The following is a 24,087-nucleotide window of genomic DNA, read 5'->3' on the forward strand; positions in this document are numbered from 1 at the left end:
GTGGTGATGACGGCGGCTCGTCCGCCATGCGGTGCCGGCGGCGCGAGCCGCCGGCACGCTGATTCGATCGGTGCCCCATGCTGAATTTTCTCGTCAAACGCCTGTTCGGCCTGCTGCCCACGCTCGCGATCGTCGCGGTGCTGGTGTTCCTGTTCGTCCACCTGCTGCCGGGCGACCCGGCGCGGCTCGCGGCCGGCCCTGAAGCCGACGACGCGACGATCGCGCTCGTGCGTGCCGATCTCGGGCTCGACCGGCCGCTGCCCGCGCAGTTCGTGAACTTCTTCACGAAGATCGCGCACGGCGACTTCGGCATGTCGACGCGCAGCAAGCGGCCGGTCTCGACCGAGATCGGCGAGCGCTTCATGCCGACGCTGATGCTGACGCTCGTCAGCATGGTGTGGGCGACGGCCTTCGGGATGGCGATCGGCATCGCGTCGGCGGTATGGCGCAACCGCTGGCCGGATCGCCTCGGCATGACGCTCGCGGTGTCGGGCATCTCGTTTCCCGCGTTCGCGCTCGGCATGCTGCTGATGGAAGTCTTCTCGGTGAAGCTCGGCTGGCTGCCGGTCGTGCCGGACGGTTCGTGGAAGAGCTACGTGCTGCCGTCGCTGACGCTCGGCGCCGCGGTCGCGGCCGTGATGGCGCGCTTCACGCGGGCGTCGTTCGTCGAGGTGCTGAACGAGGATTTCGTGCGCACCGCGCGTGCGAAAGGCGTGCACGAGCCGATGGTGGTGCTCAAGCACTGCCTGCGCAACGCGATGATTCCGGTCGTCACGATGATGGGGCTGCAGTTCGGCTTCCTGCTCGGCGGCTCGATCGTCGTCGAGGTCGTGTTCAACTGGCCGGGGCTCGGCCGCCTGCTCGTCGACGCGGTAACGATGCGCGACTACCCGGTGATCCAGGCGATCGTGTTGCTGTTTTCGCTCGAGTTCATCCTGATCAACCTGACCGTCGACGTGCTGTACGCGGTCATCAACCCGACCATCCGGTTCAAGTGAGGCGCAAATGAACGCGACAGTCCAGACCGCGGCGCCGGCCGCACCCGCCGCGATCCGCACGCCGTGGCGCGAATTCTGGCGCAAGTTCCGCAAGCAGACCGTCGCGCTCGTCGCGGGCGGCTTCGTGCTGGCGCTCGTCGTGCTGGCGTTCGTCGGCCCGCACATCGTGCCGTTCGATCCGGAGAACTATTTCGACTACGACGCGCTGAACGCGGGGCCGTCGGCCGTGCACTGGTTCGGCGTCGACTCGCTCGGCCGCGACATCTTCAGCCGGATCATCACGGGCACGCGCATCTCGCTCGCGGCCGGCTTCTTCTCGGTCGCGCTCGGCGCGGTGATCGGCACGTTCTTCGGGCTGCTCGCCGGCTACTACGAAGGCTGGTGGGATCGCATCACGATGCGCGTGGCCGACGTGCTGTTCGCGTTCCCGGGCATCCTGCTCGCGATCGGCGTGGTGGCGATCCTCGGCAACGGGATGGTCAACGTGATCTGCGCGGTCGCGATCTTCAGCATCCCGGCGTTCGCGCGGCTCGTGCGCGGCAACACGCTGATGCTCAAGCACATGACCTACGTCGAGGCCGCGCGCAGCATCGGCGCGTCGGACTGGACGATCATCATGCGGCACATCCTGCCGGGCACCGTATCGTCGGTCGTCGTCTACTTCACGATGCGGATCGGCACGTCGATCATCACGGCCGCGAGCCTGTCGTTCCTCGGGCTCGGCGCGCAGCCGCCGACGCCGGAGTGGGGCGCGATGCTCAACGAGGCGCGCGCGGACATGGTGACGGCGCCGCACATCGCGATCTTCCCGAGCCTGGCGATCTTCCTGACCGTGCTCGCGTTCAACCTGCTCGGCGACGGGCTGCGCGACGCGCTCGATCCGAAGCTGGAGCGCCGCTGATGCGCGATGCACCGATGTGGACGGCGACGCTGCCGGCCGGGCCGCGCGGCACGATCGCCGACGTGCCGGGCGTGACGGTTGGCCATTGCACGCTCGATGCGGGCAACGTGCAAACGGGCGTGACCGTCGTGAAGCCGCATCCGGGCGACGTGTACCGCAGCAAGGTGCCGGCCGGGGCGGCGGTGATCAACGGCTTCGGCAAGAGTGTCGGGCTCGTGCAGGTCGACGAACTCGGCACGCTCGAGACGCCGATCGCGCTGACCAATACGTTCGGCGTCGGCGCGCTCGCGCAGGCGCAGATACGTGCGGCGATCGCGGCGAATCCGCAGGTCGGCCGCGACTGGTCGACCGTCAACCCGCTCGTGTTCGAGTGCAATGACGGCTATCTGAACGATATCCAGGCGTTCGCGGTCACGGCCGCGCATTACGACGACGCGTGCCGCGCGGCATCGCGTGACGTCGCACGCGGCGCGGTGGGCGCGGGGCGCGGGATGTCGAGCTTCGACCTGAAGGGCGGGATCGGTTCGGCATCGCGCGTTGCCGTTGCGGCCGGGCGGCCCTACACGGTCGGCGCACTCGTGCTCGCGAATTTCGGCCGGCTGCCGATGCTGACGCTCGGCGGCGTGCCGGTCGGACGCATCGTCGCGCAACGGCGCGCGGCCGGGGCCGCGCATGCGGCGCCGCCGGAGCAAGGATCGATCATCCTGTTGCTGGCGACCGACGCGCCGCTCGATGCGCGGCAACTGTCGCGGCTCGCGCGCCGCGCCGGGGCGGGGCTGGCCCGCACGGGCTCGGTCTACGGGCACGGCAGCGGCGACATCGCGCTCGCATTCTCCACCGCCTACACGATCGCGCACGACGCATCGACCCTCGCGCTGCCGGCCCTCGTCGCCGATGCGGCGCTCGATCCGCTGTTCATGGCCGCGGCCGAAAGCGTCGAGCATGCGATCGCCGACGCGCTGCTGCAGGCCGTGACGGTGGCCGGGCGCGACGGCCACGTGCGGCAATCGCTGCGCGATGCGGTGCCCGATCTCGATCGCCTGTTCAACGAAGGCCACGAAGGACGTCTTACCCAGTCATGAAGATCCTGATTTCGACCGACATCGAAGGTGTCGCCGGCGTATTCGCCATCGAGCAGACGCGCGCCGGCAATCCGGAATACGAGCGGGCGCGCCGCTGGATGACCGCCGAGGCGAACGCGGCGATCGAAGGCGCGTTCATGGGCGGCGCGCAGGCGGTGTGGGTCAACGATTCGCACGGCGGTTTCCGCAACCTGCTGCCCGACGGGCTCGATGCGCGTGCGCGTGTCGTCCTCGGCAAGCCGCGCACGCTCGGGATGATGACGGGCCTCGAGCAGCAGCCCGATCTCGTGTTCATGATCGGCTATCACGCGAAATCGCAGACGCGCGGCGTGCTCGCGCACACGATCAACAGCTTTGCGTTTACGCAGGTATGGCTGAACGGCGTCGAACTCGGCGAAGCCGGGCTGTACGGTGCGCTGGCGCGCGAATACGGCGCGCACGTCGCGCTGGCCACGGGCGACGACGTGTTCGCGGAGGAAACGCAGCCGCTGTTTCCGGATGCGCATTTCGAGACGGTCAAGACGGCCGGCGGCGCGTCGAGCGGCGATACGCTCACGCCCGCCGCGTCATGTGCGCGGATCGCAGCGGCGGCGCGCGAAGCGGTTGCGCACGCACTGTCGGCAGGCGTACGCGCCGGCGCCCACCGGCCCGCGCCGGCCGCGTGCACGCTGCGCGTGCAGACGGCGGCGCAGGCCGACCTGTTCTGCGTGCTGCCGTCGCTGGAGCGCGTCGATGCGGTGACGCTGCGCTTCGACGGGCCTTCGGTCGAGCATGTGGTGCGCACGCTGAACAGCTTGTCGGCGATGTCGTTCATGCTGCGGTGATGCGCATGACCGCCATGCTCCTTGCGCGTCGCGCGTCGTCAGGGGTTGCCGACGGGGTTCGCCGTCACGGCGAGCAGGAACGCTTCCATCGCCGCGACCAGCGCGAGCGGCGTCTCGTTCATCGGGTAGTGGCCGGCATTGCGCAGCACGTCGACGGTGGCGAGCGGATAACGCCGCAGGTAGGTGCGGGCCATCAGTGCCGCGTCGAACGCCGGATCGTGCTCGCCGATCAGTACTTTCACCGGATGGATGCCGGCGATCTCGTCGCCGAAATCCGTATCGGCCCACGCGCGGAAGTACGCGCCGAACGCCGGCGGCGACGAACGGGCTGCCGAATACGCGGCTTTCCACTCGACCCAGGATGCGGGCAGCCGGCCGCCGGTGCTGCGATCGATGATGGTCCGGCGATTGGCGACGTGGTCGGCGGCGCGCTCGAATAGCGCACGTTTCTCCGCGTCGAACGGCAGGCCGCCGCAAGGCACGGGCGTGACCGGTACCAGCGCGCGCACACGCCCGGGCGCGATGACGGCGACTTTCTCGGCCGCCATCGCGCCCATCGAATGGCCGACGATGCTGAAGGTCGCGAAATCGAGTGTATCGGCCAGCGCGAGCGCGTCGGCGGCGATCTCGTCGATCGTGAAGTAGCCCGCTGCGTCGCGCATCCGGCCGTAGCCTCGGTAGTCCATGAATACATAGCTGAAGTGCTTGCGCGACAGCCACGCTTCGACGGGTTCGAACGCGTGGGCGTCGCCGAACCAGCCGGGCAGTACAAGAACAGGGTGGGGGCCGTCCCCCACGCGATGAAACGTATTCGGCATGTCCGCTCCGATGCAGTGGTAATCCGGCCGATCAGGCCGACGGGTCTTGCGGCCGTCAGGTCGCGCAAGGGTGGAGCGGATCGTAGATCGCGCGAAGGAGACCCGCCTTCGATATCGGGTCATTGATGATGGAATTCGGGCCGTGAGAAATACGCTGCTAGATCCCTACGAAAACATTCCCCGGAGCGTGGTCGTGACCGCGAACGACTATGCGGCGGGCACGACGTTTCCGGAACACGCGCACGGGCGCGGGCAATTCGCGTTCGCGTCGCGTGGCACGATCAGCGTGTCGACGCCGCACGGGCGCTGGCTGGTGCCGCCGCAGCGCGCGTGCTGGGTGCCGGCCGGCGTGCGGCACGAAATGACGATGACCGGGCCGGTCACGATGCTCAACACGTTCGTGTCCGGCGCCGCCGCGCAGGAGGCGGGCCTGCCCGAGCAGTGCGGTGTGTATGGCGTATCGGCGCTGCTGCGGCAACTGATCGACGATGCGATCGACTTGCCGGCCCTGTACGACGTCGACGGGCGCGCGGGCAAGCTGATGGCGCTGCTGGTCGCGGAAATCGCGACGATGCCGCGCCTGTCGCTGCATGCGCCGCTGCCGGCCGACGCACGGCTGGCGAAGGTGTGCCGGCACCTGCTCGCGTCGCCGTCGATCGCGGCCGATCTCGACCAGGTGGCCGCGGACGCGGGCTTGAGCCGCCGGACGTTCACGCGGCAGTTCCGTGCGCAGACGGGCGTGAGTTTTGCCGTATGGCGCCAGCAGGTGTGCATGCTCGCGGCGATCGCGCGCCTGAGCGACGGGCAGCCGGTGACGCGGGTCGCGCTCGATCTCGGGTATGCGAGCGCAAGCGCGTTCACGTCGGCGTTTCGCCGCATTCTGGGTGATACGCCGAGCCGCTATCTGGAGATTCGGCGCTGACCGGAACGAAGTGGCGCATGCCACGTCGGTGTGCCGGTTGCCGCAAAAAAATACGCGCCTGCCAACTTCGGTCAGACGCGTTTCAAGGCACTCGGTCAGAAAAAATGCGCGCACGGCCTGCCGGGCGGTGTCGCGCATGACATGCGTAATTGTTTCCTATTCCGATTCAATCTCATTGAAGCGTTGCGGATAGCGAAGAATACGCCGCGTAACGCGCAAACGATATCGTGTCGGACGAACGACTTGTGTGCTATCGCAGCATGCGTCTCAATCGCGCGTTCGATACAGCGGCGGGAGGCCCGTGGCAAGGCCGTCGGCACCCGCGATATGGCACGCTGCGCCGCAGCATCGAATGATGATGACGGACCATGAAAAACGCCGCGTGGCGCGATGCCTGTCGGTATCGCGCCACGCGGCGGTGCGGTAGCGGGCTAAGCCGGCGTGCGCCGGCCGCGCGTCACACGTCGAAGAACACGGTTTCGTCCGGCCCCTGCATGCGGATGTCGAAGCGGTAGACGACCGGGCGGCCCGGCTGCGCGTCGCGTTTCGCGACGAGCGTCGCGCGGCGTTCGGCCGGCACCGCGTTCAGCACGGGGTCGGCTGCGTTCGCGGCGGCTTCGTCGTCGAAGTACACGCGCGTGAATGCGTGGGTGAGGATCCCGCGCATCATCACGGTCACGTTGATGTGCGGCGCTTCGTCGGCGGCGAGGCGGCCCGGCTTCACCGTCTCGACGACGAAGCGCTGCTGCGCATCGGTGCCGGTACCGACCCGCGCGAAGCCCGTGAAGCCGGATTTCGCGATGTCGTCGCGCGACGCGGGGTAGCGGCCCGCGCCGTCCACCTGCGTGAACTCGAGCACTGCGTCGCCGACGACGTTGCCGTCACCGTCGAACACCTGGCCGACCAGCAGCACGTGTTCGCCTTCCGCGTGTGCCGCGGCGATCGTCGGCGTGAACAGGCTCTTCAGGTCGTAGTCGTATTGCTGCGGGCACAGGCCGTACGCGAAGTACGGGCCGACCGTCTGCGAAGGGGTTTGCTTCAGCGTCGTCATGGTTCAGCGCTCCATCGGGGTGGCGTCGCGGCCGCGCAGCACGATGTCGAATTCGTAGCCGAGCGCATAGCCTTCTTCGGTGATGTCCATCGAGAAGCGCGAGATCAGGCGATCGCGCGCGGCCTCGGGCGTGCCCTGGAAGATCGGGTCGTACGCGAGCAGCGGGTCGCCGGGGAAGTACATCTGCGTGACGAGACGCGAGCCGAAGTAATCGCCGAACAGCGAGAAGTGGATGTGATTCGGGCGCCACGCGTTCGGATGGTTGCCCCACGGGTATGCGCCGGGCTTGATCGTCAGGAAGCGGTAGCGGCCTTCGTCGTCGGTCAGGCAACGGCCGGCACCGAGGAAGTTCGGGTCGAGCGGCGCGTCGTGCTGGTCGACCTTGTGCACGTAGCGGCCGGCTGCGTTCGCCTGCCAAACCTCGACGAGCGTGTTGCGCACGGGCTTGCCGCCTTCGTCGAGCACGCGGCCCGTGACGACCATGCGTTCGCCGAGCGGCTCGCCGTTCTTCACGGCGTTCTTCGTCAGGTCATGGTCGAGCGCGCCGAGATCTTCGGCGCCGTAGACGGGCGCGTACTGGTCGCGGAGCTTCTCCTTCAGCGGGATCAGCGGGCGCGTCGGGCCGCGCTTCACCGACGAACGGTACTCGGGGTGGATATAGGCCGGATGCGACGGCCAGTCGCGCGGCGTGAGGATCGTGGGGGAATCCATCGGGCGTCTCCTGATAGGTATTTCGCGAAGTGGATGGCACGACTGTAGCCAATCCGGAAAGTTATGCAAAATGACCTTTTTTAGCGAATCGCATAACTGTTTGTTATATTCGACGCACCCATGAAAATTCCGCCGGACAGGCATCCTGTCCGGCGGAAAAAGCGATCGGGCTTCGCGTCGTCGGTGACGACCCCGTGCACGGCCCTCCAGCCAGCCCGTCACTGCTTTTTTGTATTGTCGTTCTTGTTGTTATCCGGTCTCCCTGAGCGCCTGTTATGACGGGCGGCCGGGATCGAACACGATCCCGTCGAATTCGAGTGACAGCGTGCCGCTGCGCAGCAGTGCGGCCGGCGTCGCGTCCCGGTCGGCACCGAGTACGTCGCTCACGTAGCGCGCGCAGAACCCGCGCCGCGTCCGCAGGTTGAAGCGGTTGCCGAGCAGTGCGTCGATCCGTTGTTCGGCGGTTGCGTGCACCTGGCGCTGCGCATCGGCGCTCGGCGCCGCGACGCGACGGGCCAGCGCGATGCGTCCGCCGTCGGTACGGGCGACGAAGCGGGACAGTGGCGTGAGCTTCGTCCACGCCAACGCGGATTCGGCGATCACGGGTTCGTCGCCCGACGTGTCGACGACGATGCCGAAGCGATTGGCCCACGCACCCGTCGCGCCTGCCGCGTCGCGCGGCGCATTCGCCGGCACGCGGATGAACACGAGATCCCCGACGTGCGCGCTGGCGGCCAGCGTGCGGACCGTGGCGAGCGGCATCGTGCGATCCGTGTCGCGGGCGTCGCGCGGGGCGGGGTGATGCGATTCGTAGGCAGCGGTGTCGGTTCGGGTGGTCATGTCGGCTCCGTCGTTCAGTGACAGCACGGAGCGGATTATGCAGACAAGTATCCGAATATGTTCATCAGCGCGCACAGGTAGCCTAATATCTGACCTTGAGCATCACTTTTCGATACCAAAATGACCGAAACCGCCCAACTCATCGACATGCTGAAGCGCCAGTTGAAGGCGCAGGGCATGACCTACCGCGACGTCGCACGTGCGCTCGACGTTTCCGAGACCAGCGTGAAGCGGCTGTTCGCCAGCGGCCGCTTCACGCTGGAGCGCGTCGTGGAGATCGCCCAGCTGCTCGGCTATACGCTGGCCGAGCTCGTGCAGGAGGCGTCCGCGTCGGCGCCGAGGCTGCACGTGCTGACCGAGCAGCAGGAGGCGCTGCTCGTGTCCGACGACAAGCTGCTGCTCGTCGCCGTCTGCGCGATCAACTACTGGACGGTGCAGGACATCGTGTCGGCCTATCAGGTGACGAAGGCCGAGTGCGTGAAATACCTGCTGATGCTCGACCGGATGAACGTCGTCGCGCTGTTGCCGGGCGACCGGATTCGCGTGCGCGTCGCGCGCGATTTCGACTGGCTGCCGGGCGGACCGATCCGCCGTTACTTTCATGCGCACGCGCTCGGCGATTTCCTCGACAGCCGCTTCGACGGCGAAGGCGAGACGATGACGTTCTCGCAGGGGATGCTGACGGAGGCTGCTTCCGCCGAGCTCGAACTGGAATTGCGCCGGCTGCGCAGCAAGGCGGCCGCGCTGCATGCGGAATCGTCGTCGGCACCGCTCGCGCAGAAGCGCGGCACCAGCTTGCTGATCGCGAAGCGGATGTGGGAGCCGGCCGGTTTCCAGGCACTGCGGCGCAACGCGTGACGCGTGACGTATCGTCGAGCGCTTGGGACTATCCGGAAAGTTATGCAAAATGGCATTTCATCGTCAATCGCATAACCACCCGTTATGAATAACCGTATCGCGGACGGCCGCGTCAAGTTCCGGCATCTGCAGTGCTTTCTCGCGGTCGCGCAGCTGGGCGGGGTGCAGAAGGCGGCCGAAAGCCTGTCGATCACGCAGCCGGCCGTGTCGAAGACGATCGCCGAGCTGGAGGCGATCCTCGGCGTGAAGCTGTTCGAGCGCGGCCGGCAAGGCGCGCAGCCGACCCGCGAGGCGCAACTGTTCATGCCGCACGCGAACGCGTGCGTGCTGGCGTTGCGGCAAGGTGTCGGGCTGCTCGCGCGCGAAGGCGGGGCCGCCGCGGCGACGCTGGAAATCGGCATGCTGCCGACCGTCGCGGCATCGCTCGCGCCCGCGTTGATGAAGGCGCTCGCGGAGCGCTGGCCGCGCGTCGTCGTGCGGATCGCGACGGCCGCGAACGCCGATCTGCTCGAGCGCCTGAAGTCCGGCGCGATCGAGTGCGCGATCGGGCGGCTGTCGGAGCCGGAGCGGATGATCGGGCTCGCGTTCGAGCAGCTGTACAACGAGCCGCTCGTCGCCGTCGTGCGCGCCGGGCATCCGCTGCTTTCGAATGCGGCGCCGGCGGCCGAGCTTGCGCGCTATCCGGTCGTGCTACCGCCATTCGGCACGCTGATCCGCCAGTCGGCCGAGCAGCTGCTTGGCGCTTGCGGCGTGCCGCCGCTGGATTCGTTCATCGAGGTGCTGTCGGTGTCGGTCGCGCGTGCGCTGGCGCTCGAAAACGACGCGGTGTGGTTCGTGCCGCTCTATGCGGCTGAATACGACCTGTCGGCCGGGGCGCTGGCACGCCTGCCGCTGCCGTCGGCGGGCACCGACGAACCGGTCGGGCTGGTGCTGCGCACCGATGCGCAGCCGTCGCCGGTCGCACGGACGCTGATCGATGCCGTGCGCGACATCGCGCGGTCGCGGTTCGGCGAGACGCGTGAACGCGGGACGTCACGCGCGGCGCGCAAGCCGGCTCGTCGCGACGATTGAGCCGGCGGGCGGCCTCCCGTTCCCGGCTGCCGGATTGGCCATCCGGTCAGTAGCCGACCTCATGGTGCTTGGCATATCGTACCGATTTTGGTACGATTGGTGTCAGGACGATGACGAGAGAGCAGATCCAGGTCACGCTCGGCGTGTGATTCTTCCAGACGGCCCGTGGCAACGAGCCGGTGCGCGAATGGCTGAAGGCGCTCGGGCAAGCGGAGCGAAGGGCGATCGGCGAAGAGATCAAGACCGTTCAACTCGGCTGGCCGCTCGGCATGCCGCTGGTCCGGAAGATGGCGCAGGATCTGTGGGAGATCCGCGTGATGTTGCCGGGGCGAAGCGCCCGCGTGCTGTTTACGGTCGTCGGCGACACGATGGTGCTGCTGCACGGCTTCTTCAAGCAGTCGCGGGCCACGCCGTCGGACGATCTCGATGTCACCGTCGCGCGCCTGAAAGCGCTGATGCGCGCCATCTGAATTCCCCGGTTGCGCCGGAACGCACCGTCTTCGACGGTCAGGCCGCCGGCAACGCCATGCACTGGAGTACCCATGACGACCACGAACAATCCGCATATCGGCAGCGATTTCGATACCTTCCTCGAGGAGGACGGCAATCTCGAAGCGGCCACCGCCACCGCGATCAAGCGCGTGATCGCCTGGCAGATCGGGCAGGAAATGAAGGCGCAGCACATCACGAAAACCGCGATGGCCGCGCGGATGAAAACCAGCCGCGCCGCGCTCAACCGTCTGCTCGACGAAACCGACACGAGCCTCACGCTGGCGACGCTCGCGAGCGCGGCCACCGCGCTCGGCAAACGGCTCAGCTTCGAGCTGGTGCCTGCCTGACGGGCGTGAAGCATCGGCGGACGGCCGAGGCAGCGCCCCCGCGCATGATGCACGCGGCTGCGTGGCCGGCGATCCGGCCGCCGGTTCGGGGATGATCAGCCCGCGCGTCGCCGCCAGCAGGCGCGTGTCGGCCCGCGCGCAGCTGCCGGGTCACTCGCGCGGCCCGGCCACCTGCAGATAGAGCAGCGCCCCGCCCGCGAGCAGCAGCGGGCACAGGATGTACCAGCCGGTCGTCAGGAACAGCGCGGCCACCGCGACCAGCGAAATCCATGCACAACGGTGCGCGATGCCGCCGCGCGGCAACAGTTTCAGCGCGGCGGCCGCGCCGAGCCCGTACACCATCACGAAGCACCCGGAGGTGACGAGCACGAGCGGCTTCGGCCCGACGTCCGACAGCGTCGTCGCAGCGAGAGCGACCACGGCGAGCAGGGCGATCACACCGAGGCTGCGGCGCGGGACGCCGCCGACCTGGCTGCCTTGCGCGAGCCACGCGGGCAATGCGCCGTCGCGCCCGAGCGCCGCGCCGAGCTTGGCCGCGCCCGCGAAGTACGCGTTCATCGTACCGAGCGTGAGCAACAGTGCGGCTGCGGCGGCCAGCACCTGCGCATGGCCGCCGATGCCGCCCGCGATCAGTTCGGCGAGCGGCGCACCCGATCCGCCCGCGGACGGCCCGAGCACCGTCACGCTCGCGGCAGCAACCGACAGATACAGAAACCCGACCACCACGACCGCGATTCCCGCCGAGCGCGGCATGTCGTGCGCGGGCCGGCGGAATTCGGCCGCGAGATGCGTGATCGCTTCCCAGCCGGCGAAACTCCACACGAGCAGCGCGGCAGCCTGGCCGACCGCGAGCCAGCCGTGCGGCGCGAACGGATGCAGGTTCGCGGTGCGTGCATGCGGCGCGGAGGCGAGCACCGCGGCGAGCAGCAGCGTGACGAGCAGTGCCGACAGCACGAGCTGCATGCGGCCCGAAACCGTGACGCCGAATGCATTTGCGGCCGACACGGTCGCGATCAGCGCGGCAGCGGTGACGATGACCGTCGTGTGCCCGCCGCCCGTGACGGCCGCGACGTATGCGCCGCCGAACATGGCGGCGGCCGGTGCGCCGGCCGGTACCGCGAAGTAGAAGCACCATCCGACGATCGCCGCGGCTTTCGGCCCGAATGCGCGCCGCGCGTAGGTCGAGACGCCGCCTGCGTCGGGATAGCGCGCGCCGAGTGCGGCGAAGGTGGCCGCGAGCGGCCCGGACAGCACGACCAACGCCGCCCAGGCAAGCAGCGAGGCGGGCCCCGCCACCTCGGCGGCCAGTGCGGGCAGCGCGATCACGCCGGTGCCGAGCACCGCGCCGATATAGAGCGCGGCGCCCTGGAAAATCGTCAGCGAGCCCGCGTGATGAGCGGCGGGCGATTCGACATGCGAGGGCATGGACGGCAGTCTCCGGAAGTCTTGTTGTGTTCGAGCGCGGGCGCTCGCGCGGAAAATCGTTCGATGCTACCCGAACGACGGCGGCAGCGCGGCCCGGCGATCAGTAGTCCGTGCGGTGTCGTGTGTCAGCCGATGTCAGCAGTGGCGTGCGAGCCGCAGGCGGGCATCCTCGCGCGCGGCGGGCGACAGCTCGGGGGCGTAGTGGAACGCGCCCGAAACCAGCGAGGCGACGGGCACGCCGTCGCGGAACAGCACGCGATTGCCGGCCAGCGCCGGCACCTTGTCGCCGGGCAGCAGCGTGCCGGCAAGATTCAGCGGATCGGCGCCCGTCACGCACACGTATTGTCCGTCGCCCGGTTGCCGCCGCAGCTCGCGCAGGATCGGAATCGCTTCGGGCAACGCGAACTGTTCACCCGCGAGCCCGGCGACGAAGCGTCCGCCGCGAATCTCGCCGCGCGCTTCGAGGCGCTGCAGTACCCGCACGAGTTCGCGCCAGCTCGGCAGCCAGTCGGCTTCGCGTTCGAGCAGCCGCCAGAACACGACGCCGTAGCGGCGCAGCAGCGTCCAGGCGATGTGTTCGAGCGCGTCGGGGTCGGTCGCGGCCTGGCCGCGTTTCGGCACGGGCGCATCGTCCGGCGGCGCATGACGTTGCACGAGTGCCCAGCGGCCCGCGTCATCCATCCCGCCGATCAGCGCACCGCCGCGCCGGGTGCGTGGCGCATAGGTCGCGCTGCGCTTGACGGCGGGCTTCAACAGCGCACGCAGGCCCGCGTAGCTGTCCGCGTTCACGAGGCCGGCCGACACGAGTTCGCCGAGCGCCTGTTCGAGTTCGACGGGCAGCATGTGCAGGTCGTCGAGCAGCGCGTCGAAGAACATCGCGCCATGCGCGGCGAGGGCGTCGCGTACCTGCGTGGCGCGCGCGGACAGCGCCGGTTGCGCGTCGGGATCGCGCAGCGCCTGCCACGCGGAGAGGTGGCGGCGCGGCAGCAGCACGATTGGCGTCGTCTTCACGGGCGTGCCGGCCGCGCGCGCCGGTGCGCCGATGCGTGTCCAAACGAGCTTGCCCGACCGGCACAGCTCGTCGAGCCCGCCCGCCATGTAGTCGGTGAGCCGCGCGGGCAGCAGCGCGTCTTCCCAGGCGCTTGCCGCGGCCTCGTAGCCTTCGAGCTGTTCGACCACGGCCGCGAGTGCGTCGCGGCCCGTGCCGCGCGTGTCCGGCGTCAGGTGTTGCCAATGGAACAGGAAGCGCATGAAATCGGCGCGCTCGACCGGCTCGATCTCGCGGCGCAGCCGCTTCACCGTATAGCGATGAATGCGCGCAAGCAGATGGCGTTCGCACCATTCTTCCACCGTCGTGCCCGGCGTGAACCGGCCGCGCATCACATAGCCTTCGCGTTCCAGCGCCGCGAGTGCCGTCGCGATCGACGCAGGGGGCAGGCCGAGCGGTGTCGCGATCGCGTCGAGCGCAAGCGGCCCGAAGCCGGTGAGCCGCGCGCGGATCACGTCGACGAGTGCGGCATCGGCTTCCCACGGCTGCGCGCAGGCGGCCGGCACCTTGAGTGCCGGTGCGATGCGTGCGTCGGGATGCGGCGCACGCACGCAGACGAGTCGTTCGACCGGTACCCATAGCGCGGCGTCGCCAGGTGTTACGAGTTTCGTCGCACGGCGGCGTTCGGCGAGTTCCGCGAGCCGGTCGAGCCAGCCTTCGTGCTGGCGTGCTTCGCTGTCGGCGATGCACGCGAGCGTGAGCAGCGCGTCGTGCATTTCGTCGGCGTCGCGCACGAGCGGCCAGGCTTCGTCGCGCACGGCATCGATCGCGCCGGCGTCGAGCGCGCCGAGATCGTCGGTCGATTCGGGATCGCTCCAGCGGCGCGACTGCACGGCCTGCGTGCGGCGTTCCTCGAGCGGTGCATCGTCGAGGAACGCGTAAGGTTTCGCGTTCAGGATCTCGGCTGCGAGCGGCGACGGCGCGGGCAGGTCGCGCGCGACGAGCTCGATCGCGCCGCTTTCGATCCGGCGCAGCAGCGCAAGCCAGCCCTCGGTGTCCATCGCATCGTGCAGGCAGTCGTCGAGCGTCTGGTCGACGAGCGGGTGATGCGGGATCTCGCGCTCGCCGACGATGTTCTCGAGGCACGCGACCTGGTCGGGGAATACGGTCGCGAGCAGGTCGTCGCTCTTCATCCGCTGCAGTTGCGGCGCGGTGCGCTTGCCGCCGGTGAAGCGCGGCAATGCAAGCGCGGTCGTCGCGTTCCAGCGCCAGCGCACGCCGAACATCGGCGCGTCGAGCAGGGCCTGCACCAGCACGTGCTCGGCGCTCGCCGAACGCAGGTAGCGCCACACTTCGTCGAGCGCGAAGCTGTGCGCGAGCGACAGCGACAGGATGATCGCGTCGTCGGTCGCGGCCGCTTGCAGCTCGAAGTTGAAACTGCGGCAGAAGCGCTTGCGCAGCGCGAGCCCCCACGCGCGGTTGATGCGGCTGCCGAACGGCGAATGGATCACAAGCTGCGTGCCGCCCGATTCGTCGAAGAAGCGCTCCATCACGAGCGTGTCCTGCGTCGGCAACGCGCCGAGCGCGCCGCGCGTGCGCGCGAGATAGTCGGCGATCTGGTGCGCGGCGTCGGGCGACAGGTGCAGATCGTCGACGAGCCAGCGCAATGCCGGCGTGAGGCGGCTGTCGGCCGGGCCGGCAGGGGTGGCACGGGCGACGTCGTTTCGTACACTGGTCGCGGCTTCGGCTTCGGCTTCGGCTTCGGCTTCAACACGTCGCGTCGATTTTGCACCGCCTTTGGTCTTGGCTTTGGTCGTCGCCTTTGTTTCAGCCGTCGTCTTCCCGCGGATATCGTCGTCAGTGCGTTCACCGCCTGGGGCATGCGCTTGCCGCTCGCCGTCGGCGAACAGCCCGTCGAGCCTCGCGCGCAACCGGCCGACTGCCGCCGACAATTCGTCGCTGCGCCCCGGCGCCTCGCCGAGCCAGAACGGGATGTTCGGCGACTGACCCTGCGCATCCTCCACCCGCACGCGGCCCGTTTCCACGCGAATGATCCGGTACGACTGGTTGCCCAGCTGGAACACGTCGCCGGCCAGGCTCTCGATCGCGAAATCCTCGTTGACCGTGCCGACCTGGATGCCCTGCGGTTCAAGCAGCACCGCGTAATCGGCCATGTCGGGGATCGTACCGCCCGATGTGGTGGCGGTCATCATCGCGTTGCGGCGCCCGCGCACGGTGCCGCCGACCACGTCGCGATGCAGGTACGCGCCGCGCACGCCGCGCCGGCTCGTGAAGCCTTCGGCGAGCATCTTCATCACTTCGTCGAAGCGCTCGCGCGTCAGCCGCGCATACGGCGCCGCGCGCGTAAAACTCGCATACAGCGCATCTTCCTGCCATTCCGCGCACGCCACTTCGGCGACGATCTGCTGCGCGAGCACGTCGAGCGGCGCTTCGGGAATGCGCAGCGTGTCGAGCTCGCCGCGCTGCACGCAATCGAGCAGCGCCGCGCATTCGACGAGCTCGTCGCGCGACAGCGGGAACAGCCGGCCCTTCGGCACGCCGCCGACATGGTGCCCGGAGCGGCCGACGCGCTGCAGGAACGGTGCGATCCCGCGCGGCGAGCCGACCTGGCAGACGAGATCGACGTCGCCGATATCGATGCCGAGTTCAAGTGATGCCGTGGCGACGAGCAGTTTCAGTTCGCCGCGTTTCAGGCGCTGCTCGGCGTCGAAGCGGTGCTCCTTCGCGAGACTGCCGTGATGCGCGGCGATCGCTTCCTTGCCGAGCCGGTCGGCGAGATGGCGCGCCATGCGCTCGGCGGTGCGCCGCGTGTTGACGAACACCAACGTCGTGCGATGCGCGGCTGCGAGGCCGGCGATGCGGTCGTACACCTGTTCCCACACGTCGGTTGCCATCACGGGCTCGAGCGGCACGTTCGGCAGTTCGAGCGCGAGGTCGCGCTCGCGCGTGTGGCCCGTGTCGACGATCGTGCAGTCGCGCGGCGCGTCAGCCGGGCCGCCGACCAGGAAGCGCGCGACCGCATCGATCGGCTTTTGCGTCGCCGACAGCCCGATACGCGGCAGCGCACGGCCGGCCAGCGCGTCGAGACGTTCGAGCGACAACGCGAGATGGCTGCCGCGCTTCGATGACGCGAGCGCATGGATTTCGTCGACGATGACCGAGCGCACGTCCGACAGCATTTGTCGCCCCGACGTGGACGACAGCAGCACGTACAGCGACTCGGGCGTCGTCACGAGGATGTGCGGCGCGCGCTTGCGCAGCGCGGCGCGCTCGGCCTGCGTCGTGTCGCCGGTGCGCACGGCGGTGCGGATCGCCGGCACCGGCAAGCCGAGTTGCGCGAGCGATTCGGCGATGCCGGCCAGCGGCGCATCGAGGTTCACGTGGATGTCGTTCGACAGCGCCTTCAGCGGCGACACGTACACGACGAGCGTAGCGTCGGGCAGCGTGCCGTCGTGTGCCAGCGCATCGCGCACCAGATCGTCGAGTGCACACAGGAAGGCGGTGAGCGTCTTGCCGGAGCCAGTCGGTGCCGCGACGAGCGTCGATCGGCCGGCCTTGATGTGCGGCCACGCGAGCGCCTGCGCGCCGGTCGGTGCGGCGAACGTGCGTCGGAACCACGCGGCGACGGCCGGGTGGAACACGTTGAGCGCACTGGCGGCAGGGCGGGTAGTGGTGACGTCCATCGGAGCGTTGAAATGGGGTGCAAGCGCGCGGAGGGCGCGCGTGCGAATCGAATCGTCAGTGTGCCAGACGTCGCGCGTGCGCGCCGGGCACCTGTATCGACGATTCCGCTTCAGATGGGGGCCGTCACCGCACTTTCAACGAACGGAAAGTTGCATGCGCGTCGGCACGCCGATCGCGTGCCGAATTGCGTCGAATTGCAATCAAACGCGATTGAGCCAGCCGAGCCAGTGCTCGAGCAGCGGTGCACGCGAGCACAGCGACTGCGCGAGCCACAGCGTGCCGCCCCAGGCGGCGGCCACGACGATCAGGTCGCAACGCCCGCTCTTCCACAGGTTGAGCGAGTGACGCCGCCAGATCCATGGCACGCCCAGCGGGTTCGGCCAGTCGGCGAGCAGGTGCATCAAGCCGCCGCATGCGAAGCCGAACAGCGGCGCGGCCCACAGCGGATGCGGATGATGGATGAGCCCGTGCCAACCGAGCGCCAGCAGCGCGATCCAGCCGATGCCCCAGTGCGTGACGGTGCGATGCGTGATCCACAGGCGGCGCTTGCGGCTCCACCATGCGACTTCGAGCCAGTCGGGCGCGGTGCCGCCCGCGACGCCGGCCGCGAACGCGGCGAACAGGCTCGAATGCCACGGGCCGGTCGCGCCGGTTTGTGCGACGAGGACGGCGGCGGCGACACCGGCCGCGAAGCCGGACGCATGATGCGCATTGTGTGATGCCATAGGAAGCGAGACGAAGAAACGTGAAGCGATGCGTGCACGAAAAATGATGCACCGCGAAAGCGGGGCGCTATCTTCGCAGATCGGCTCATGCAGCGGGAGGGACGTTGGCAGATTTTTTTGCGCGTGCCGCGCGGCTTTCCGCGCAGTTCGCAACTTTCCGTTTTTTGTGCGTTGCGTGATGACGGGTGCCGCGGACGTACGCGGCAGACGCGTACCGTGTGCAATTTCGACCGATCTGTATGCATGTTCAGAAGCCGCGGCATGACCGAGGGCAGATAACAATGCGCTTTCGTGGCACGCCCCGTGTTCGACCCTTTTTGTCCCCCTATACTACGAAACCGGAGATGGCCGTCGGCGCGCCGGCGGCCATGAGCGGAACAGGTGCTTTTCCTGCCTGAAGGAGATCCACATGGGGGACATGCAATGACTACGCTGAATCGCTTCAAATCATCCGCTGTCGTGCTCGCGACGGTGGCCGGCATCGGCTTCCTGCCGAACGCGCCCGTCTATGCGAAGGGGCCGCAGCCGGCCATCCTGACGAGCTCGGCGGTCGCGGTGGCCGACAAGTACAGTGCGGATGCCGCGGAGCGGATCTTCAAGGAAGGCGGCAACGCGATCGACGCGGCCGTCGCGATCGCATTCACGCTCGCCGTCACGTATCCGGAAGCCGGCAACATTGGCGGCGGCGGCTTCATGACGATCTACAAGGACGGCAAGCCGTACTTCATCGATTACCGCGAGCGCGCGCCGCTTGCCGCGACGAAGGACATGTACCTCGACAAGGACGGCAACGTCGTCAAGGGCATGAGCCTGTACGGCCCGCGCGCGGTCGGCGTGCCGGGCACGGTCGCGGGCATGTGGGAAGCGCAGAAACGCTTCGGCAAGCTGAAGTGGAAGCAGGTGCTCGCGCCGGCGATCCACTATGCGCGTGACGGCTTCGTCGTCGACGAGCAGCTCGCGCAGCGCGGCGTCGACGCATCGAAGGAGTTCGGCGGCAAGACCAACTTCGACAAGTATTTCTCCGGGCTGAAGGCGGGCGTGAACTTCAAGCAGCCGGATCTCGCCGACGTGCTCACGCGCATCGCGAACGACGGCGCGGAAGGCTTCTACAAGGGCAAGACGGCCGAGCTGATCGCCGCGTCGATGAAGACCGGCGACGGCAACGGGCTGATCACCACCGAGGATCTCGCGCAGTACCGCGCGGTGTGGCGCCAGCCGGTGCAGGCGAAGTGGAACGGCTATGACGTGATCACCGCGCCGCCTCCGAGCTCGGGCGGCATCGGCCTCGTGCAACTGCTGAAGATGAAGGCCGACCTCAAGCAGGACTTCGAGGGCGTGAAGCTCAACTCGCCGCAGTACATCCACCTCGTCGCGGAAATCGAGAAGCGCGTGTTCGCCGATCGTGCGCAGTATCTCGGCGATCCGGATTTCTACAAGGTGCCGATCGCGCAGCTGACCGACGATAAGTACATCGCGAAGCGGGCGGGCGAGGTCAACCCGAAGGAGCCGTCGGATACGAAGAGCGTGCAGCCGGGCCTCGGCACGACGATGCCGGAGAAGGCTGAAACGACGCACTTCTCGGTGGTCGACAAGTGGGGCAATGCAGTGTCGAACACGTACACGATCAACGGCTATTTCGGCTCGGGCGTGATCGCCGACGGCACCGGCATCGTGCTGAACGACGAGATGGACGACTTCTCCGCGAAGCCGGGCGTCGCGAACATGTTCGGCGTGGTCGGCAGCGACGCGAACGCGATCGAACCGAAGAAGCGCCCGCTGTCGTCGATGTCGCCGACGATCATGACCAAGGACGGCAAGGTGTCGCTCGTGATCGGCACGCCGGGCGGCTCGCGCATCTTCACGTCGATCTTCCAGGTGATCAACAACATCTACGACTTCAAGATGCCGTTGAAGGAGGCCGTCGGCGCGATGCGTTTCCATCACCAGCTGCTGCCGCCGAACACGATCTTCTGGGAGCCGTACCACCCGATCGAAGGCGAACTCGCGAAGCAGATCGAGGCGCGCGGCTATACGCTGAAGGGGCAGGATTTCAGCGGCGACATCCAGGTGATCAAGATCGACGGCAAGACGCCGGAAGCGATGGCCGACCCGCGTGGGCGTGGCGTGACGCGGATCATTCGGTGACGTGAAGGGGCGTGCGCGGTTGCGAAGGCGGCCGCGCACGCCGTGTTCCGCAGCCGGGCGTCGTGCCGCCGGCTGCGGAACGCATTCAACCGGTGGCCCGGATGAATTCAGCGATGCGTGTCGCAATGACGTCGGGCGCATCCTCGAAGCAGTAGTGCCCGACGCCCGCCAGCCGTTCGACGGGGGCGGACGGAAACAGTGCCGTGAAGAGCGGCAGGAAATGTTCGGCGCCGAGCGTTCGGTCGGCGTCTCCCCAGATCGCGAGCGCGGGCTTGTCGCGTATCGCGCGCAGCGCCGCCGCATCGGGTTTCTCGAACCGGTGCGCGCCAGCGGCAAAACCGCGGGCCCATCCGATCGCACCGACGCAGTCCTCCGGCTGCGCGAACGGCGCACCGTATGCGGCGATCCACGTGTCGTTGATCACCGAGTGATTTTCGAACCCGTTCAGCTTCAGCGTGCTCAGGATATTGAAGCCGAGCTGGCCGAGCACCGTCTCCAGCGTATCGTCCGCCGCCGCGCGCGCGATCCACTGGAACCACGGTGCAGCGCGACCGTTCGCGTTCAGTCGCTCGACCAGATCGGGCTGGCCGAACGGCGTCGGCCCGTTCGCGGACACGATCCGCCGGATGCGATCCGGATGCCGCGCGGCCAGCCCCATGCCGACCGGGCCGCCGAAGTCGTGCATCACGAGCGTGATGCGATCGAGGCCGCGCGCGAGCACGAAGCGCTCCAGGTTGTCGACATGGTCCTGCAGCCAGTAGCTGCGGTCCTGCGGCGTCGCGCTTTTGCCGAAGCCCATGTGATCGGGGACGACGACGCGGTGCGTCGGACTCAGCGCGGCAATCAGATGGCGGAACAGATAACCCCACGTGGGTTCGCCATGCAGGCACAGGAGGGTTTCGCCGTCGTGCGGACCTTCGTCCACGTAGTGCATCCGGAAGCCGGACGCGTCGTCGAAATGCGGGGCGAATGGAAAGGTGCCGTCGAACATGGCATCGGACCGGATCATCGAACGCTCCTTCGGATAGTCGGATAGTTTGGTTTCAAATTGAAACCGAATCGAAGCGTAGGATATCGGGTTGCAAGTTGCAACCGAAAAGATTGCCCCGATAGCCGCCGAATGACCGAGCCGTGGGCGCGTGATGACGCATCGGAAAGGAGCAGTGCCGGAATTTGTCGGCTGGAAATAGGAGTTGAAGTGCCAATCTGGCCCGAATCGGCCGTTCCATTCGGCGATCGCGAACAGTCGGGCGTCGGGCGATTGATCTTTCGTTCGACGAGTTTTATATTGCAACCATTCATTTCACCGAAAACGACCGCCGTTTCACCCGCATACCGGGAACGGCATCGCCCCATGCAACGATGAACAGACGAACCACGCACGAGGAATCCCCCTGCGGCGTTGCCCGCCCGCTGGACGCGATCGGCGACTGGTGGTCGCTGCTGATCGTCCGCGATGCGTTCGACGGGCTGCGCCGCTTCGGCGAATTCCAGAAGAATCTCGGGCTGGCCAAGAACATCCTGGCCGCGCGCCTGCGCAACCTGGTCGCGCACGGGATCATGGACATCGTGCCGGCCGCGGACGGCGGCGCGCATCACGAATACGTGCTGACCGAGAAAGGGCGCGGCCTGTTTCCGCTGCTCGTCGCGCTGCGGCAGTGGGGCGAGGATTTCTTCTTCGAACCGGACGAGGCACACGTGCTGCTCGTCGACCGGAAGAGCGGGTTGCCGGTCAGGAAACTGGAGCTGCGTTCGCAGGATGGGCGCGTGCTCGGGCCGGAGGACACGGTCGTGTTGCCGCCGCCGGACTGACGAGCGGCGACCGGGCTCGTGCCGCGTTCAACTCCGGTCGCTCGCCGCGTTGCTTTCGAGGAAGCTGTCCACCGCGATCAGCGACTGTTCGTCGAGCGTACCCAGCACGCTTTTCAGCTTCAGCTGCAGCTTCAGCGCATCGAGATAGCTGTCGAACAGCTTCTGCCGGATGCCCGAGATATCACGGCGCAGATTCAGCGTTTCGTACGTCGTGCTGTAGCCGACCTGATGCGCCTTCATCGACGAATCGTACGCGAGCCGCGCGGCCTGCAGCGACTGCTGCAGCGCGCGGATGCGCTTGCCGACCGATTCGAGCGCGGACAGCGCCTCGCGATGATCGGTGCCCAGTTGCTCCTCGACCTCGCGCAGCCGGTTGCGGTATTGCTCGGTCACGTGTTCGGCTTCCACCTGCCGGTAGTACACGCTGCCGCCGGAGAAGATCGGAATCGTCACCTGCACGCCGACCGCGCTCTGATGGAAGTCGGAGCGATCGGTGAGCCCGCGCAGGTTCGGGTTGAGCCCGCGCGAATAGGACGCGAACAGGTCGACGGTCGGCAAGTGCTCGGAGCTGACGCGCTTCGCGGCGAGCCGCGCGACCTGGACGTCGCGATACGCCTGCCGGTACGCGGGGTTGTCCTGCGGTGCGTATTCGCCCGACGGAATCCGCGGCGACGACCCGCGCATCGCGAGCCGCGGCCAGCGCGAGAAATCGATCGTCGAACCGAGCAGTGTCTCGTAGCGCGCACGGCGTGCGTCGACGTCGGTTTGCGCGAGGGCCTCGTCGGATTCCGCGAGGCTGCGGCGCGCCTCGATTTCCGCCGTATCGCCGATCGTCTTCATCCCGAGCTGCGCCATGCGTCGCGTATCGCTTTCGAGCCGGGTGAGCGCGTTCACTTCGTCGTCGGCCGACTGCAGTTTTTCGCGCGCGCTCAGCAGGTCGAAGCACGCGTTCGCGACGCGCAGGATCAGGTCCTGCCGCGCCACCTCGAGCTTCTGTTTCGCCGATTCCTCGTACTCGGTCGCGCGCCGCATGTCGTACAGGTAGGGCACGTTGAACAGCGCCTGCGTGACCTGCGCGGAACCGTATGCGGCATTGCTCGATCCGCTGACGTCGATGCCGAACAGGTTCGCGTGCGTCCCGTAGCGTCCCCATTCGAGTTGCGCGGCGGCCTGCGGCAGCATCTGCGCGCGCGCCTCCGGGAATTTCTGGCGGGCCGCGTCGTATTCGCTGCGCGCCTGCAGGTAGCGCGGATCGTGCACGACCGCGTACTGGAACGCGGTGTCGAGGCAGAACGCATGCGCGTTCGCGGACACGCCGGCTATCGTTACAGCGAACAATGTCACGGTTGCAAGTCGGGGATTCCACCTAGTCGAAAATCTTGATAGGGAATTACCCGCATTCCGCGATGCCGATCCGCGATTCGCGCGCCTCGTTTCAAACATGGCCGTCTCCGTCTCCTGCCCGTGCCGCAACGCAGTGCGGCGGGATTTAAACGTATTGAAATTGAAATTCAAACAGCGTGAATGCCTGCCAATCGTGGTGCATCGGAAAACACCACTGTAAGAGTGTGTCCTCCATTGAATTCCGATGCGCTCGCATGATAGCCTGATTTCGGCTCGTAATCGCAGTGATTATTAGATTAACAAGTCGCTAGGGATTAAAAGCCGTTTGTCTTTCAATGAAGGTTCTTTGCGTCATCTTTATTTTTTACGAGGAGAGAATGATGAAGGTCATGACGACGGAACAGGTCAGGAATGTGCATGGCGGCGGTGCGATCAGCTCGCTGGGTAGCCTCGCTGTTGACGCCGCGCCGGTGGTGACCGCGCTCGGCCAGTTCCTGCCGAGCCTCGGCAATTACCTGCAGAACCCGAAGACGTTCAATAACACCGGCAAGTAACCGCCGTGCGCGGGGAGGCGCCCCCCGCGCGAAATGCTGCGAAACAGAAGGAAAAGAATCGATCGCCGCAGTGGAAATAAAGCGAATCCGGAATGCATTATTTTCGGTTCGGGCGATTATCAGGAGGCAGGAGTGCCGGATTATCCCCGTAATAAAGTTAACGGCCATTGAGATTGCAATTGGCTGACGGTGGCGGGCATTCCGACAATATAAAGGCCACAACAAATGCGAGACATCACGGAAGAACAGGCCCGCCAGATTCGCGGCGGCGCGTCGCTTTACTCCAATTCGGCCGCCTATACGGTCGATCTCGTCAACCAGTCGATCGGGACCACGCTCCAGGGCCTGATGACCCAGTACCAGACCCGCGCCGTCGAACAGTTCCGGATGTCGCTCGGCTCGTCGCGCTGAGCGGCCCGCCCAGCAGCCGGTAACACCGATCTTCCGTCGCAGCCGGCAGCGTGCCGGTTGCGC

General features: G+C 67.4%; 22 protein-coding genes. 13 read left to right on the plus strand and 9 right to left on the minus strand.

Annotation, left to right across the window (positions count from 1 at the left end; all coding sequences use genetic code 11):
• Nucleotides 1–77: 77 nt before the first annotated feature.
• From gsiC to CFB39_RS23835, 4 genes are read left to right on the plus strand one after another with little or no spacing between them, the layout of a single operon-like run.
• The gene (gene gsiC / locus CFB39_RS23820) at nucleotides 78–998 is read left to right on the plus strand and encodes a glutathione ABC transporter permease GsiC (RefSeq protein ID WP_089427700.1); all 921 of its coding nucleotides are present in this window, start codon (nucleotides 78–80) and stop codon (nucleotides 996–998) included.
• Nucleotides 999–1,005: 7 nt separating this feature from the next.
• Nucleotides 1,006–1,899, plus strand: a complete 894-nt coding sequence (gene gsiD / locus CFB39_RS23825; protein WP_089427699.1) for a glutathione ABC transporter permease GsiD — start codon at nucleotides 1,006–1,008, stop codon at nucleotides 1,897–1,899.
• Nucleotides 1,899–2,981 (plus strand): P1 family peptidase, encoded by a 1,083-nt coding sequence (locus CFB39_RS23830; RefSeq protein WP_089474683.1) that lies wholly within the window; start codon nucleotides 1,899–1,901, stop codon nucleotides 2,979–2,981. The genes gsiD and CFB39_RS23830 overlap by 1 nt, the downstream gene beginning before the upstream one ends.
• Nucleotides 2,978–3,805 carry a M55 family metallopeptidase gene (locus tag CFB39_RS23835; RefSeq protein WP_089474684.1) on the plus strand — a complete coding sequence of 276 codons (828 nt, stop codon included), beginning with the start codon at nucleotides 2,978–2,980 and terminating at the stop codon, nucleotides 3,803–3,805. The genes CFB39_RS23830 and CFB39_RS23835 overlap by 4 nt, the downstream gene beginning before the upstream one ends.
• A gap of 38 nt (nucleotides 3,806–3,843) precedes the next feature.
• Here CFB39_RS23835 and CFB39_RS23840 read toward each other — a convergent pair whose 3' ends face one another.
• Entirely contained in the window at nucleotides 3,844–4,623 is a 780-nt protein-coding gene (locus CFB39_RS23840; protein WP_089474685.1) for an alpha/beta fold hydrolase, read from the minus strand.
• Nucleotides 4,624–4,765: 142 nt separating this feature from the next.
• Between CFB39_RS23840 and CFB39_RS23845 the strand changes: the two genes are divergently transcribed.
• Nucleotides 4,766–5,545, plus strand: a complete 780-nt coding sequence (locus CFB39_RS23845) for a helix-turn-helix domain-containing protein (RefSeq protein WP_089427695.1) — start codon at nucleotides 4,766–4,768, stop codon at nucleotides 5,543–5,545.
• A gap of 457 nt (nucleotides 5,546–6,002) precedes the next feature.
• Here CFB39_RS23845 and pcaG read toward each other — a convergent pair whose 3' ends face one another.
• The 3 genes from pcaG to CFB39_RS23860 all read right to left on the minus strand — a co-directional run bounded on the left by pcaG (nucleotide 6,003) and on the right by CFB39_RS23860 (nucleotide 8,147).
• Complete coding sequence (pcaG, locus tag CFB39_RS23850) at nucleotides 6,003–6,596, minus strand: protocatechuate 3,4-dioxygenase subunit alpha (RefSeq protein WP_011355460.1); 594 nt, start codon at nucleotides 6,594–6,596, stop codon at nucleotides 6,003–6,005.
• Nucleotides 6,597–6,599: 3 nt separating this feature from the next.
• The gene (pcaH, locus tag CFB39_RS23855; RefSeq protein ID WP_059683235.1) at nucleotides 6,600–7,307 is read right to left on the minus strand and encodes a protocatechuate 3,4-dioxygenase subunit beta; all 708 of its coding nucleotides are present in this window, start codon (nucleotides 7,305–7,307) and stop codon (nucleotides 6,600–6,602) included.
• A 273-nt stretch (nucleotides 7,308–7,580) separates the two neighbouring features.
• On the minus strand, nucleotides 7,581–8,147 hold the full coding sequence (locus CFB39_RS23860) for a YiiX/YebB-like N1pC/P60 family cysteine hydrolase (protein ID WP_089474686.1): 567 nt from the start codon (nucleotides 8,145–8,147) through the stop codon (nucleotides 7,581–7,583).
• Between the two features lie 120 nt (nucleotides 8,148–8,267).
• Between CFB39_RS23860 and CFB39_RS23865 the strand changes: the two genes are divergently transcribed.
• The 4 genes from CFB39_RS23865 (at nucleotide 8,268) to CFB39_RS23880 (ending at nucleotide 10,915) form a co-directional block, all read left to right on the plus strand.
• Nucleotides 8,268–9,005: a helix-turn-helix transcriptional regulator gene (locus CFB39_RS23865; protein WP_089427692.1), complete on the plus strand. Its 738-nt coding sequence runs from the start codon at nucleotides 8,268–8,270 to the stop codon at nucleotides 9,003–9,005.
• An 84-nt stretch (nucleotides 9,006–9,089) separates the two neighbouring features.
• Nucleotides 9,090–10,076: a pca operon transcription factor PcaQ gene (gene pcaQ / locus CFB39_RS23870; protein WP_069251370.1), complete on the plus strand. Its 987-nt coding sequence runs from the start codon at nucleotides 9,090–9,092 to the stop codon at nucleotides 10,074–10,076.
• Nucleotides 10,077–10,255: 179 nt separating this feature from the next.
• Nucleotides 10,256–10,546 (plus strand): type II toxin-antitoxin system RelE/ParE family toxin, encoded by a 291-nt coding sequence (locus CFB39_RS23875; RefSeq protein WP_256991449.1) that lies wholly within the window; start codon nucleotides 10,256–10,258, stop codon nucleotides 10,544–10,546.
• Between the two features lie 72 nt (nucleotides 10,547–10,618).
• Nucleotides 10,619–10,915 (plus strand): XRE family transcriptional regulator, encoded by a 297-nt coding sequence (locus CFB39_RS23880; protein ID WP_011658604.1) that lies wholly within the window; start codon nucleotides 10,619–10,621, stop codon nucleotides 10,913–10,915.
• A 150-nt stretch (nucleotides 10,916–11,065) separates the two neighbouring features.
• Here CFB39_RS23880 and CFB39_RS23885 read toward each other — a convergent pair whose 3' ends face one another.
• From CFB39_RS23885 to CFB39_RS23895, 3 genes are all read right to left on the minus strand, one after another.
• Entirely contained in the window at nucleotides 11,066–12,340 is a 1,275-nt protein-coding gene (locus CFB39_RS23885) for an APC family permease (RefSeq protein WP_089442665.1), read from the minus strand.
• A 135-nt stretch (nucleotides 12,341–12,475) separates the two neighbouring features.
• Nucleotides 12,476–17,032, minus strand: coding sequence for a DEAD/DEAH box helicase (locus CFB39_RS23890; RefSeq protein WP_089474687.1), 4,557 nt, complete (start codon nucleotides 17,030–17,032; stop codon nucleotides 12,476–12,478).
• A 201-nt stretch (nucleotides 17,033–17,233) separates the two neighbouring features.
• Nucleotides 17,234–17,758, minus strand: coding sequence for a metal-dependent hydrolase (locus CFB39_RS23895; protein ID WP_089474688.1), 525 nt, complete (start codon nucleotides 17,756–17,758; stop codon nucleotides 17,234–17,236).
• A 423-nt stretch (nucleotides 17,759–18,181) separates the two neighbouring features.
• Here CFB39_RS23895 and ggt point away from each other — a divergent pair, with 423 nt between their 5' ends.
• Nucleotides 18,182–19,903 (plus strand): gamma-glutamyltransferase, encoded by a 1,722-nt coding sequence (ggt, locus tag CFB39_RS23900; protein WP_089474689.1) that lies wholly within the window; start codon nucleotides 18,182–18,184, stop codon nucleotides 19,901–19,903.
• An 85-nt stretch (nucleotides 19,904–19,988) separates the two neighbouring features.
• Here ggt and CFB39_RS23905 read toward each other — a convergent pair whose 3' ends face one another.
• The gene (locus CFB39_RS23905) at nucleotides 19,989–20,912 is read right to left on the minus strand and encodes an alpha/beta fold hydrolase (RefSeq protein ID WP_089474690.1); all 924 of its coding nucleotides are present in this window, start codon (nucleotides 20,910–20,912) and stop codon (nucleotides 19,989–19,991) included.
• Nucleotides 20,913–21,265: 353 nt separating this feature from the next.
• Between CFB39_RS23905 and CFB39_RS23910 the strand changes: the two genes are divergently transcribed.
• Nucleotides 21,266–21,715: a helix-turn-helix domain-containing protein gene (locus CFB39_RS23910; RefSeq protein WP_089432565.1), complete on the plus strand. Its 450-nt coding sequence runs from the start codon at nucleotides 21,266–21,268 to the stop codon at nucleotides 21,713–21,715.
• 27 nt (nucleotides 21,716–21,742) lie between these two features.
• Here CFB39_RS23910 and CFB39_RS23915 read toward each other — a convergent pair whose 3' ends face one another.
• The gene (locus CFB39_RS23915) at nucleotides 21,743–23,158 is read right to left on the minus strand and encodes a TolC family protein (RefSeq protein WP_089474691.1); all 1,416 of its coding nucleotides are present in this window, start codon (nucleotides 23,156–23,158) and stop codon (nucleotides 21,743–21,745) included.
• A gap of 281 nt (nucleotides 23,159–23,439) precedes the next feature.
• Here CFB39_RS23915 and CFB39_RS40330 point away from each other — a divergent pair, with 281 nt between their 5' ends.
• Together CFB39_RS40330 and CFB39_RS23925 are read left to right on the plus strand one after the other, a co-directional pair.
• Nucleotides 23,440–23,613 carry a hypothetical protein gene (locus CFB39_RS40330; RefSeq protein ID WP_006495012.1) on the plus strand — a complete coding sequence of 58 codons (174 nt, stop codon included), beginning with the start codon at nucleotides 23,440–23,442 and terminating at the stop codon, nucleotides 23,611–23,613.
• Between the two features lie 225 nt (nucleotides 23,614–23,838).
• On the plus strand, nucleotides 23,839–24,024 hold the full coding sequence (locus tag CFB39_RS23925; RefSeq protein WP_027791386.1) for a hypothetical protein: 186 nt from the start codon (nucleotides 23,839–23,841) through the stop codon (nucleotides 24,022–24,024).
• Nucleotides 24,025–24,087: the final 63 nt, after the last annotated feature.

Source organism: Burkholderia sp. AU6039 (assembly GCF_002223365.1).
Classification (GTDB): Bacteria; Pseudomonadota; Gammaproteobacteria; order Burkholderiales; family Burkholderiaceae; genus Burkholderia.